Below are 11,480 nucleotides of genomic sequence, written 5' to 3'. Positions count from 1 at the left end.
TGCGGTGAGTGGTCGCCCCTCGTCGCCCGGACCGATGCTGGCCGGTCGCGACCGCGAGATCGCCCGGTTGCGGCGCATGGTGCAGACATCGGGGGACCACGGTTTCGTCGCGGTGGTCCGCGGGCCGATCGGATCGGGCAAGAGCGCACTGGTGGCGGACTTGGACACCTGGGCCGCGGCGGCGGGGGTCGAGGTCCGGCGGACCGGCGGCGCGGCAGCGGCGCAGCTGCCGCCGTACGCCGCTCTGCATCAACTGGTAGGGGCTATGGCGTCCGAGCTCCCGGCCACAAGCCCCTTGCGCGAGGCGTTCCGCTTCGGCGCCGAGTCACCACCCCCGGCCTATGCGGTCGCCTTAGCCGTGCTGGACGTGCTGCGCAGTGGCCTGGGCGTGCGCCGCGGTCTGCTGATCGTCGACAACCTCGACCGGATCGACGTCGCCTCACGGCAGGTGGTCACCTTGCTCGCCGACCGCATGAGCGAGTTGCCGGCCCTTCTGGTGCTGACGACCAGCGAGGAGCAGGCCGATGGTTTGGTCGACGGAAGTTTCGAGTCGCTACGCCTGGATCCGCTCGACGATTCAGCCGCCCGCCGGGTCGTTCGTTGGCTATCGCCTGAATTGACCTGCGAACAAAGGCAATGGGTAGTCCGTGAGGCGGCCGGCAATCCGCTCGCGATCCGTACGCTGGCCGCCGCGGTCGTGGGTCACGCGGTCGACGGCCCCGGGAGCCGGGTCTACGGACTGACCGCACCAGGAGTCGATCTGGACGGGCTGCCCGCCCCGACCCGCGAGATGTTGCTGTTGGTGGCTCTGGAACCACAGCTGCCGGTCTCCGGGCTGCCGTCGCCGGACGTGCTGGCGACGGCCGTGCAGCGCGGGGTCTGCGATGTGTGCGACGACCGCGTGCGATTCAGGCACCCCCTGACCGGGGCGGTCCTGCGCCAACAGGTGCGACCTGACCAGCTGCAACGAGCCCATAGTGTGCTGGCCGCCCTGACCGCGCTTCCTGCACCGCAGCGCGCCTGCCATCGCGCACTGGCGGTCGCGGACCCGGACGCCGCGCTCGGCCGGGAACTGGCTGAAGTCGCCGTCGTCGCACTACATCGCGATGAAGCGGACCTCGCGCTCGACGCGCTCGAACTCGCGGCGCGGCACGCGCTCGACCCGGCGCTGCGGGTCGACCGTCTGATCGCCGCCGTCACGTTGGCGGTCGACCTCGGATTCACCGCACGCGCGGGCCGGCTGTTGCGGTGGGCAGCCGACAGCGGGCTCGGTCCCGTCGAGCGGTCCGTGGTGGTGACGTACGGCGAGTTGCTGGGTGCCCGCGGCGCGCGGGGTGAGCGCGTTGCCCAGGGCGCACTGGATGTTCTCTCGCGCCTTGAGGGAGCGTGCGAGACCCGAGAGCTGTTCTCTCCGTTGCTGTTCCGGACGTTGTACCGCACCCGACTGGAACCGGGGACGCGGACCGAGCTGGCACGCGGAGTCAGTGCCGGCTTCGGTGACGGCATCCTGCGGCAGGCGCTCCTGGTCCACGCCGACCCGATCGAGCACGGGCCCGCCTTTGTGGAGATCGCCCGGCGGATCGCACCAGCCGACGTGCCGGACCCTCGGCTGTTGCACATGGTGGCCAGTGCGGCCTCCGCCGTCTGGGCGCCGGACCTGGCCAGCCCGTTGGCGCGGGCTGCGTCCCAACGGCTCCGCGCGGCGCGCATGTGGGGGCTGTTGGCGGAGTCGCTTACCGCGGAGGCGTCGATCGCCCTCCGGCTGGGCAACGTGCGTGAGGCGGCGATTCGGCTGCACGATGCTGACGAGCTCGCTGGCAGTGAAGTCCTCTCCGTCGGTCCCGCACTGGCCGCTACTCGTGCGGCTGTGGAGGCTCAGTTCGTCTCGGAGACAAAGGCATTGGCCACTATTGATGCGGTCCGCGGGCAGATCATCGGGTCGGTCGTGGATCCGGTGCTGGCGGTCGTCGAACTCGCCAACGGTCGTGTGCTGCTCAGCGGCGACCGATTCCAGGAGGCGTACGACAGCTTCTGGCGGGTGCATGACCCGTCGGATCCCGCCTATCACGAGTATCTTGCTGGCTGGGCGATCGCCGACCTGGTCGAGAGTGCCGTGCTGGCGGGTGTCGACCTCGCACCGATCCGGCCGGTCGTTGATCGGTGGGAACGGATCGCTGCCCGACTCGGAACCCGCGAGCTGATCGGCCAGGTGTCCCTGGCGCGGGCCCTGCTTGCTGCCGATGACGCCGCCGAGGAGCTGTACAACGCGTCCATCGATCGTGCGACCGGGTATCAGCGGGCGCGGGCACTGCTCGCCCACGGGATGTGGCTACGGCGCAGCCGGCGGGTGACAGAGGCGCGGCGCCCGCTCAAGGAGGCTGCCGACGTGCTCCGGGCGCTGGGTCAGCTGCGCCTGGTCGAGCGCGCCGATCGCGAGTTGCGCGCTGCCGGCGTACCGTTCGATGGCGGCGCCCAGAACCCGCTGCCGTTGACCGCGCAGGAGGACCAGATCGCCCGGTTGGCTGCGGACGGAATGTCCAACAAGCAGATCGGCGCGATGCTGTCACTGTCCCCGCGCACGGTGGGCTCGCACCTGTATCGCATGTTTCCCAAACTCGGGATTACCGCACGATCCCAGCTTCGCGACATTCTCCGTGCGGAAACCCGCTGACCTACAGCGTCAAAAGGTGGGGGGGTGAGGGGGTGGCGGAGAGCTGCCGATCGACGTACGCCGATCAGCGGGCTGGGCCGCCTGCGCTCGTCCACCGCTGGTGGATGGCCTGGCGCCCTGCTTCGGACAGTTCGCCGAGCAGCCGCAGCCTTGCCATCCCACCGTCGGGATAGACGTCGAGGCGGGCGAAAGCGATCTCATCGGAACTGTCGACGCGGAAGCGGTGCCGGGTGTCAGGCTGCAGGCGGGTCTTGGGCAGGATCTCGACCTCCTGGGAGCGATCCGCCGACCACCCGGTCACCCGAGCCCAGCCGGGGGCGTTGCCCAGGAAGTAGCGGGTGTCCAACTCGACGACACCGACGGTCCCCGGTCCGGCCAGGCGCACCTCGACCCAGTCGTTGCCGTCGTCGCGGCGCCGGGAGGTCTCCCAGCCCTCACCCATCAGCCGGGCGTTGCCGGGCATGATCAGGTTGGTCGGCGAGGAGTAGAACATGTTGGAGCAGCCGGCGATCCCGGCACCGCAGTCCAGCGCGGCGAGGTTGACGTTGACCCGGCCGATGAACTGCGGGTCGGCGACTACTTCACCGTGCACCCGCAGCCGCGCGATGCCGCCGTCAGGGTGCATACAAAGGCGCACGTGGGTGACCAACCGGTCGCAGTCCACGTCGAAGGAGTTCAGGTCATCGCCCTTGACCGCGGATCGGGGCATCAGGTCGAACCAGTCGGTGTCCTCCAGCTCCTCAGCCGAGGGGTAGCCGTCGATGACCGCACCCTGCACGGACACCTCCGGCGGGTAGTTGCCCTTGAAGTAGGCGGTGTCGACGATGATGCCGCGCACCACACCGGGAGCGCCCAATCGCACGATGGCCCAGTCGAATCCGGGTTCACGGCGGCGACGGGTCTCCCACCCGTCGTACACCTGACCCTTGTGACCGAAGGTGTAGGTGGAGTAGGTCGGCTCCTCCGGCTTGATGAGGTTCTCCTTCTCGGCGAACAACTCATCGTTGGCGGCCACGACCCCCGAACCCATGGCGCGGGAGGCCAGATCGGGCAGGACCACGAAGTCCGGCAGATCCGCCTCGGTCGCGAGGCGCCGGCTGCGGCGGTTGGGTGGGGTCATCGTTCTCCTCGGATCAGGAACTGCCCGTCGGGGCGTTCGATGGTGGCCGGTGCGCCGCGCAGCCAGACCCGGCGGGCCACACCGGACAGCGAAACGCCTTCGTAGGCAGTCAGTTTGTTCTTGTGCTGCAGATCGGCGGCGTGCACGGTGTAGCTCTGCGCGGGCGCCCACGCGACCAGGTCCGCGTCCCGGCCGACCTCGATCGCACCCTTGCCGGCCAGGCCGACCAGCGCGGCAGGGGAGGTGCTCATCCACCGCACGACATCGGTGAGTGCAAAGCCGCGCCGCTGGGCCTCGGTCCACACCGCCGCCAGGGCCAACTGCACCGACGCGACACCGCCCCAGGCCGCGCCGAGGTCACCGGACTCGACCAGCTTCAGATCGACGGTGCACGGCGAGTGATCACTCACGACGATGTCAATCGTGCCGTCTGCCAATGCTTCCCAGAGGGCATCGCGGTTGGCGTCGCTGCGGATCGGGGGGCAGCACTTGTGCGCCGTCGAACCGTCACGGATGGTCTCGGCGGCGAAGGTCAGGTAGTGCGGGCAGGTCTCCACAGTCAGAGGCAGGCCCTCGGCCTTCGCGGCTCGGATCTCCGGCAACGCTGCTGCGCTCGACAGGTGCAGGATGTGGGCGCGGCCACCGGTCGCTCGGACTGCTTCGATGACGGTGCGGATCGCGGTGACCTCACTGGCGTCCGGGCGGGACGCGGTGAAGTCGGTGTAGCGCGGCCCCTGTGCGACAGGAGCTTTGGCCAACTCGTCGCCGTCCTCGGCGTGCACGATCATCAATGCGCCGAGCTCGGCGGTCCGGGCCAGATAGGTCGTGAACTCGGCCGTCGACAGCGGCGGGAACTCCGGGACGCCGGAGTCCACCAAGAAGCACTTGAAGCCGAAAACCCCTGCGCTGTCTAGTTTTTCGAGGTCGTCCAGGTTGCCGGGGATCGCGCCGCCCCAGAAGCCCACGTTGACGTAACACTGACCCGAGGCAGCATCCTGCTTGGTGTGCAAGGCGTCCACGGTGACCGTGGAGGGCAGGCTGTTCAGGGGCATGTCGATGATGCTGGTCGTCCCGCCGGACAGGGCCGCACGGGTCGCGGTGGTGAAGCCCTCCCAGTCGGTGCGACCAGGCTCGTTGACGTGCACGTGGGTGTCGACGCCACCGGGGATGAGTACCTCGTCGGCGCCCAACTCGACGGTTTCCGTTGCAGCCCAATCGGCGTCGAATGGCCCGACCTGCGCGATCCGGCCGTCCTGCACGGCTACGCTCACCGGGCCGGTGCGCACATCGTCACCCGAGCCGACAACGGAGTCGTGCGCCCGCACCACGAGATCGAAACTCACCACGTCAGTATCCCCGCTCATCGGGTCAGTCCGGTCAGTGCGTCCTGGTCAAGACCGGTGCGGTCGGTGACCTCCGCCTGGCTGAACGCGCCGCAGGCGATCCCGCGCAGCAGAGCGCTGGAGAGCATGCGGGCGGTGGCCGGTTCGTCCATGACGTCCCCCCCGATGCGTTGCACGTACGCCGCCAGTCGGGAGCACGCGGGATCGAAGGCCCGGCGGAAGAACAGGTAGGTCGCGGCGTACCGGGACACCAGGTGCCCCGGCGCCATGTCCCAACCCTGGTAGATGCCCCGGACGAGCGAGCGCTGGACCAGGTCGGCGTGCAGCCGCCACGTCGCGAACGCCTGCTCGGCGGTGCCGAACGCCACCACGTTGGTGGAGCCGTCGGACAGTCGCACGCCGGTCTGTGCTGCTGCGACCTGCATGACGTTCTTGGCGTGGTCGGCGACCGGGTGGTCCAGCGACTGATAGGCCGCGGCAATCCCCAGCCCCGCGGAGTAGTCGAAGGTGCCGTAGTGCAACGAGGTGACCCGGCCGCGCCCGGCATGCACCATCGCCGCAACGGCCGCGGTGCCGTCCGGGGCCATGATCGCCTGCGCCGTCTCGACCTGGATCTCGAAGCCGATGCTGCCGGCCGGAGCGCCGAGTGCTTCTTCAAGAGCGTCCAGGGCGTCGGCCATCGCGCTGACCTGCCCCACCGAGGTCACCTTGGGCAACGTGAGGGTGAGACCCGTTGGCACCTGGCCGTTTTCGATGACTCCAGCCAGGAAGCCGGCGAGGGTGCGAACCCCGCGGTCGCGGGTGGGTGCCTCGAAGGACTTGAACCGGATCCCCCACCAGGGTGGGCGGATCCCGGCAGTCCGTTGATCGGCGTACGCCGAGAGGCAGCTTTGCAGGTCAGCGTCCTCGACCGCGTCGGGCCGGCGCCCGTAGCCGTCCTCGAAGTCGATCCGCAGGTCCTCGATCGGTTCGCGCTGCAGTTTGGCCACGATGAGCGGGTAGATCGGCTCGATGTCCGCCACCGGCTCGCCCAGGGCGGCAGCCAGGGTCGCGGCGTCTGGCGCGTACGCGGTCAGCAGCCGCAGTGCCTCGTCACCCCAGGCCCGCGGCAGATCGGCGCTGACGCGGTCGCCGGGGACGTAGACGGTATGGATCGGTTGCCGGTCGGTGCGGTCACCGGGGTAGCGGGCGGCCAGGTCGGCGTCGGCCTCGCGCAGCGTGTCGTCCAGTTGACGCTGCAGCGCGGTGACGATGTCTGTCTGGTCCATGGGCCCTCCCGGATAGTTTCCGAAATACGGAAATATGTTTCCACTCGACGGTACTATGGCTGTCAATGGTGGTCGGCGCTCTACGCTGGGCGCACCGAATCAGGACGAGGGGCGATGGCGCAGAGCAAACCGGGTGGCGTGCAGTCGGTGACCCGCGCCCTGGACATTCTCGAGGCTATCGATGCCGCCGGGGGCGAACTGGCGTTGATCGAGATCGCCGCCGCCAGCGGTCTGCCGACGCCCACGATCCATCGCCTGGTGCGCACCTTGGTCGACCGCGGTTACCTGCGGCAGTTGCCCGACCGGCGCTACGCCCTCGGCTCGCGACTGATCCCGCTCGGCAGTTCCGCATTGACCGCGTTCGGCTCCCGCAGCACGCCCGAATTGCGCCGTCTGGTCACTGAACTCGGCGAGACGGCCAACCTTGCGACCCTCGACGGCGACCAGGTGGTCTACGTCGGCCAGGTGCCCTCGCCGCATGCGATGCGGATGTTCACCGACCTTGGCCGTCATGTGCACGCCCACTGCCGGGCCACCGGGAAGGCGCTGTTGTCCCAGTTGCCGGACGAGCAGGTCCGCACCGTGTTGCGGCGGGCGGGCATGCCGGCACTCACGCCCCACACCATCACCGACCCGGACGAACTGCTGGCCCAGCTGGCCACCGTGCGCGAACGTGGCTGGGCCGCGGACGAAGGCGAACTGGAGGACGGCGTGGTCTGCCTCGCGGTGCCGGTGCCCAGCGCGACCGCTCTGCTCGCAGTCTCTATCTCGGGCCCTGCGGTCCGGGTGGATGAGCGGGTGCGCGCGCGCGCCGTACCTCTCCTGGTTGAGGTCGCCGCTGACCTGGCCACGCACCTCGACGTCGCCTCCGCGTGACGTCGGCGACAGAGTTGTCGCCAAACCCTTGACAGTGACCCGCGTCACTCTTTAGTTTCTTGATACGGAATAGCAATTTCGCAGAATGGAATCCGATGAGCGAGTCACTCGAGGTTGGCACCTTCAACGCCCTGCCTGCCGCTGACGCCGGCGAGTGGTTGGAGCAGCTGTGTTCCGCGCCCCGCTGGGCCGCCGGGGTGGTCGACGGACGCCCGTACGCCGATCGCGGGACTCTGCTGGCAACCTCCGATGCCGTGTTCGAGGGTCTGGATCCCGCCGACCTGGATGCTGCACTGGCCGGCCATCCGCGCATCGGCGACAAGGTCTCCGCGGACGGGCACAGCGCCGATCTGTCCCGCTCCGAACAGTCCTCGATGGGCGACGCCGACGATCAGGTGAAGGCCGCCCTGCGCGAGGGCAACATCGCCTACGAGCAACGGTTCGACCGGGTCTTCCTGATCCGCGCGGCCGGCCGCTCACCGCAGGAGATGCTCGAGCAGTTGCAGCGGCGGCTGGGCAACGACGACGACACCGAGCTCGCCGAAGTGCGTGAGCAACTGCGCCAGATCACCCGTTTGCGACTCGAAGGAGCCATCAAGCCATGAGCTCGTTATCCACCCACGTCCTCGATGCGGTAAGCGGCACCCCGGCCCCCGGCATCGCGGTCACCGTGACCGGACCCGGCGACGCACCGATCAGCGCCGGAGTGACCAACGAGGACGGCCGGATTGCCGACCTCGCGCCCGGCGGTCTGCCGCACGGGATCTACACCATCAGCTTCGCCACCGGTGAGTACTTCGACCGGATCGGCGTCGCGGCCTTCTATCCGAAGGTCGACATCACATTCGCGGTCAGCGACGACCGCCACTACCACGTGCCAGTCCTACTGAGCCCGTTCGCCTTTTCCACCTACCGAGGGAGCTGACAACGATGTCCTACGTCCTGGGATACAACCAATACGGCAAAGCCGAAGTGCACGTCGTGCGCGTTTTCCGCGACGACCCGACCGCGCCGCACGACCTGGTCGACTACAACGTCAGCGTCGCGCTGACCGGTGACTTCGACGAGGCCCACCAGACCGGCGACCAGGCCAAGGTGCTGACCACCGACGCGTGCAAGAACACCGTCAACGCCTTCGCCAAAGAGGCCGGGGACGCGGTCCGTCAGCCGGAGTCGTTCGCGCTGGCGCTGGCCAACCACTTCGTCGACGACGTGCCGCAGGTGGAGACCGCCCGGATCAACATCGAGGCCTTCCCGTGGGTGCGCTCGCACGGCAACCCGCACGCCTTCGTCAAGAACGGTGACTATGTGCGGACGGTGACCGTGACGCGTCGCGGCTCCGCTCCGGCGACCGTCGTCAGTGGGCTGAAGGACCTCACCGTCCTGAAGACCACCGACTCGGAGTTCCACGGGTTCTACCAGGAGAAGTACACGACGCTGCAGCCGACCAACGACCGCGTCATGGCGACCGCGATCAAGTCGCAGTGGGCGCACTCCAGCAACGACAAGGACTGGGGCGCATCGTTCGACGCGGTCTTCGATGCGGTGACGGCAGCCTTCGCGGGCGCATACAGCTACGCCCTGCAGCACACCATCTGGGAGATGGGCCAGGCCGCGCTCGACGCGGACGCCACCATCGCCGAGATCCGGATGAGCTGCCCCAACAAGCACCACTTCGTGCTCGACCTGTCCTCCTTCGACCTGGAGAACAACAACGAGGTCTTCCACGCCGATGACCGGCCTTACGGGCTGATCGAGGCGACCATCAAGCGGACTGCCGATGTGGATGCCTCCGCGGCGTACGACCCGGGTCAGGCCTGGTCCGAGGCCGCTGCCAAGGTGCCGGCTGACGCATAGTCCGGCGATCGACGTACGGCGAGGGCTCACCTCCTCGTCCTGCCACCGGCTTCGGGACGGGTTACCCCACGACTCTTCGGATCGTGGGGTAGCCCGTCCCAGACGTGTCGAGAGCCGGACGTTGGCCACCCCTCGCCAGCTACCAATCTCCGCCTGGTGGAAGTTTCTTTTCATTTTTCCTTGACGCGGCGCCGAATGTGACTAGGCTCACAGAGTCACCGCGGGTGTTTGGCATGGATAACCAGTCGCGGATCGTCGGTCAGCAAAACCATGTCTGCTGGTGGTGTCATCGCCGCCAGCTCTCGAGCGGAAAGGTCCGCTATGACCACAGTGGCAGCGCCTCCTCGCAAGGCCGTCCACCCCGTTGACGAGGTGCTTCCCGCACCGAAGCTGGCGATCTACGGCTTGCAGCACCTGCTGGCGTTCTACGCCGGCGCCGTCATCGTCCCGATCCTGCTGGCCAGCGGTATCGGCCTGGACACCAAGCAACTGATCCACCTGATCAACGCCGACCTGTTCACCTGCGGTATCGCCTCGATCATCCAGTCGATCGGCTTCTGGAAGGTCGGCGTCCGGCTGCCGTTGCTGCAGGGCGTCACCTTCACCGCCGTCGCCCCGATGATCACCATCGGCCTTGCGGCGGGCGGTGGCACCGACGGCCTGCTCACCATCTATGGCTCGGTCATCGTCGCCGGTCTGGTCACCTTCCTGGTGGCGCCGTACTTCGGCAAGCTGGTGCGTTACTTCCCACCGGTCGTCACCGGCACGGTCATCACCGTGATCGGCCTGTCGCTGCTCCCGGTGGCCGCGGGCGACGCCGTCATGGACGCGAACGGGAAGGCGGACCCGACCAACGGCCGCAACCTCTGCTACGCCATCGGCACCATCCTGGTCATCGTGGCGCTGCAGCGGGTTTTCCGCGGCTTCATCGCCACCATCGCCGTGCTGATCGGACTGGTCGGCGGCACCGTGATCGCCTGGATGCTGGGCGACGCCACCTTCAGCGAGGTCGGCAGTTCCTCGTGGGTGGGCGTCACGACGCCGTTCTACTTCGGCATCCCGAAGTTCAGTGTCGTCGCGATCATCTCGATGATCATCGTCATGATGATCACCGCGGTGGAGACCACGGGCGACGTCTTCGCCACCGCCGAAATCGTCGAGAAGCGAGTTGATTCCACCGATGTGACCCGCGCACTGCGGGCCGATGGTGTTGCCACCTTCATCGGCGGCATCCTCAACTCCTTCCCCTACACCTGCTTCGCGGAGAACGTCGGGTTGGTGCGCCTCACCCGCGTCAAGAGCAGGTACGTCGTGGCGACCGCTGGTCTGTTCATGATCATCCTGGGACTCCTGCCGAAAGCAGGCGCTCTGGTGGCCGGGATTCCCAAGCCGGTGCTCGGTGGTGCCGGGCTGGCGATGTTCGCCACCGTGGCCGTCGTCGGTATCCAGACGTTGTCGAAGGTGGACTTCAACGACCACCGCAACGTGATCATCGTGGCGACCAGCCTCGCGCTGGCGATGCTGGTGACCGCGCAGCCCGGTATCGCCAAGGCGTTGCCGGACAAGCTGCAGGTCCTGCTGGGCAGCGGCATCACGATCGGTAGCATCGCGGCCTTCGTGCTCTACATGATCTTCTACCACGTCGGTAGTGATCGAGGGCCGGCTGTCGCAGGCTCGCCGGGCAACCTGATCCGTCTGGAGCAGGTCAACGAGATGTCCGAGGACGAGTTCGCCCAGACCTTCGGCAGCCTCTTCCAGGGCCCGGACTGGGTGGTGCACCGTGCCTACGCGCAGCGGCCGTTCAGCGACACCGCGGATCTGCGACGGTCCTTCCAGGAGGCGCTCTTCGCGGCGACCCCCCAAGAGCAGGCCGAACTGATCGCCGGCTATCCGCGACTGGGTTCGGACGAGGTCATCGAGGGCACTGCCGGTCCGGCGTCGCAGGAGGAGCAGTCGCTGCGCGGGCTGACCCACCTCAACGGCGATGACCAGCAGCGGTTGGATGCGTTGACCTCGGCCTACCGGGAGCGCTTCGGCTTCCCGTTGGTGGTGTGCGTGCGCGACGAGGGCAGCTTCGACCAGATCATCGAGCACGGCGAACGCCGGCTGCACAACTCGGTGGTCCAGGAGCACAACAGCGCAATGGTGGAGATCGCCAAGATCGCCGGGTATCGGTTCGACGATCTGGTGGCCGAGGCCAACCCGCTACAGGCGGCGGCCCTGAGTCACCTGAGCACACCGCGGGACCGCTGACAGCGGCGGCCTTCCTCGGCTTTGGGACGGGTTGACCCACGTCTTCAAAATTTGTGGGTCAACCCGTCCCAAACCGGTCGACAGCCGTGGGG

General features: G+C 68.0%; 9 protein-coding genes. 6 read left to right on the top strand and 3 right to left on the bottom strand.

From position 1 onward, the window contains the following. Window positions 1–4 precede the first annotated feature (4 nt). Complete coding sequence (locus AZH51_RS06110) at window positions 5–2,671, top strand: LuxR family transcriptional regulator (protein WP_291522400.1); 2,667 nt, start codon at window positions 5–7, stop codon at window positions 2,669–2,671. Between the two features lie 64 nt (window positions 2,672–2,735). Here the strand turns inward: AZH51_RS06110 and alc are convergent, their stop codons facing one another. The 3 genes from alc to AZH51_RS06095 are packed head-to-tail and all read right to left on the bottom strand — an operon-like array spanning window position 2,736 to window position 6,402. After that, window positions 2,736–3,791, bottom strand: a complete 1,056-nt coding sequence (gene alc, locus AZH51_RS06105) for an allantoicase (protein ID WP_291522398.1) — start codon at window positions 3,789–3,791, stop codon at window positions 2,736–2,738. Next, entirely contained in the window at window positions 3,788–5,134 is a 1,347-nt protein-coding gene (gene allB, locus AZH51_RS06100; protein WP_291522396.1) for an allantoinase AllB, read from the bottom strand. The genes alc and allB overlap by 4 nt, the downstream gene beginning before the upstream one ends. 17 nt (window positions 5,135–5,151) lie before the next feature. Next, window positions 5,152–6,402 carry an aldolase/citrate lyase family protein gene (locus AZH51_RS06095; RefSeq protein WP_291522394.1) on the bottom strand — a complete coding sequence of 417 codons (1,251 nt, stop codon included), beginning with the start codon at window positions 6,400–6,402 and terminating at the stop codon, window positions 5,152–5,154. Window positions 6,403–6,516: 114 nt separating this feature from the next. On the opposite strand from AZH51_RS06095, the gene AZH51_RS06090 reads away from it, so the two are divergent. From AZH51_RS06090 to uraD (AZH51_RS06070), 5 genes are all read left to right on the top strand, one after another. Continuing rightward, window positions 6,517–7,278 (top strand): IclR family transcriptional regulator, encoded by a 762-nt coding sequence (locus AZH51_RS06090; RefSeq protein WP_291522393.1) that lies wholly within the window; start codon window positions 6,517–6,519, stop codon window positions 7,276–7,278. Window positions 7,279–7,373: 95 nt separating this feature from the next. Next, window positions 7,374–7,883, top strand: coding sequence for a 2-oxo-4-hydroxy-4-carboxy-5-ureidoimidazoline decarboxylase (uraD, locus tag AZH51_RS06085; RefSeq protein WP_291522391.1), 510 nt, complete (start codon window positions 7,374–7,376; stop codon window positions 7,881–7,883). Further along, window positions 7,880–8,203 carry a hydroxyisourate hydrolase gene (gene uraH, locus AZH51_RS06080; RefSeq protein ID WP_291522388.1) on the top strand — a complete coding sequence of 108 codons (324 nt, stop codon included), beginning with the start codon at window positions 7,880–7,882 and terminating at the stop codon, window positions 8,201–8,203. Before uraD (AZH51_RS06085) ends, uraH begins: the two co-directional genes overlap by 4 nt. 5 nt (window positions 8,204–8,208) lie before the next feature. After that, the gene (gene pucL / locus AZH51_RS06075) at window positions 8,209–9,135 is read left to right on the top strand and encodes a factor-independent urate hydroxylase (protein WP_291522387.1); all 927 of its coding nucleotides are present in this window, start codon (window positions 8,209–8,211) and stop codon (window positions 9,133–9,135) included. Window positions 9,136–9,456: 321 nt separating this feature from the next. Beyond that, window positions 9,457–11,388: a 2-oxo-4-hydroxy-4-carboxy-5-ureidoimidazoline decarboxylase gene (uraD, locus tag AZH51_RS06070; RefSeq protein ID WP_291522385.1), complete on the top strand. Its 1,932-nt coding sequence runs from the start codon at window positions 9,457–9,459 to the stop codon at window positions 11,386–11,388. The last annotated feature ends 92 nt before the right edge of the window (window positions 11,389–11,480 follow it).

The organism is Branchiibius sp. NY16-3462-2 (assembly GCF_001594145.1).
In the GTDB taxonomy this organism is placed as follows: domain Bacteria; phylum Actinomycetota; class Actinomycetes; order Actinomycetales; family Dermatophilaceae; genus Branchiibius.
Note: the sequence above shows the minus strand (reverse complement) of the source record. Positions and strands in the feature narration are given on the sequence as shown.

Bases quoted from the DNA above. Each gene is read 5' to 3' on its own strand.
- alc (WP_291522398.1), bottom strand. From the start codon at position 3,791: ATGACCCCACCCAACCGCCGCAGCCGGCGCCTCGCGACCGAGGCGGAT.
- AZH51_RS06095 (WP_291522394.1), bottom strand. From the start codon at position 6,402: ATGGACCAGACAGACATCGTCACCGCGCTGCAGCGTCAACTGGACGAC.
- AZH51_RS06090 (WP_291522393.1), top strand. From the start codon at position 6,517: ATGGCGCAGAGCAAACCGGGTGGCGTGCAGTCGGTGACCCGCGCCCTG.
- uraD (WP_291522391.1), top strand. From the start codon at position 7,374: ATGAGCGAGTCACTCGAGGTTGGCACCTTCAACGCCCTGCCTGCCGCT.
- uraH (WP_291522388.1), top strand. From the start codon at position 7,880: ATGAGCTCGTTATCCACCCACGTCCTCGATGCGGTAAGCGGCACCCCG.
- pucL (WP_291522387.1), top strand. From the start codon at position 8,209: ATGTCCTACGTCCTGGGATACAACCAATACGGCAAAGCCGAAGTGCAC.
- uraD (WP_291522385.1), top strand. From the start codon at position 9,457: ATGACCACAGTGGCAGCGCCTCCTCGCAAGGCCGTCCACCCCGTTGAC.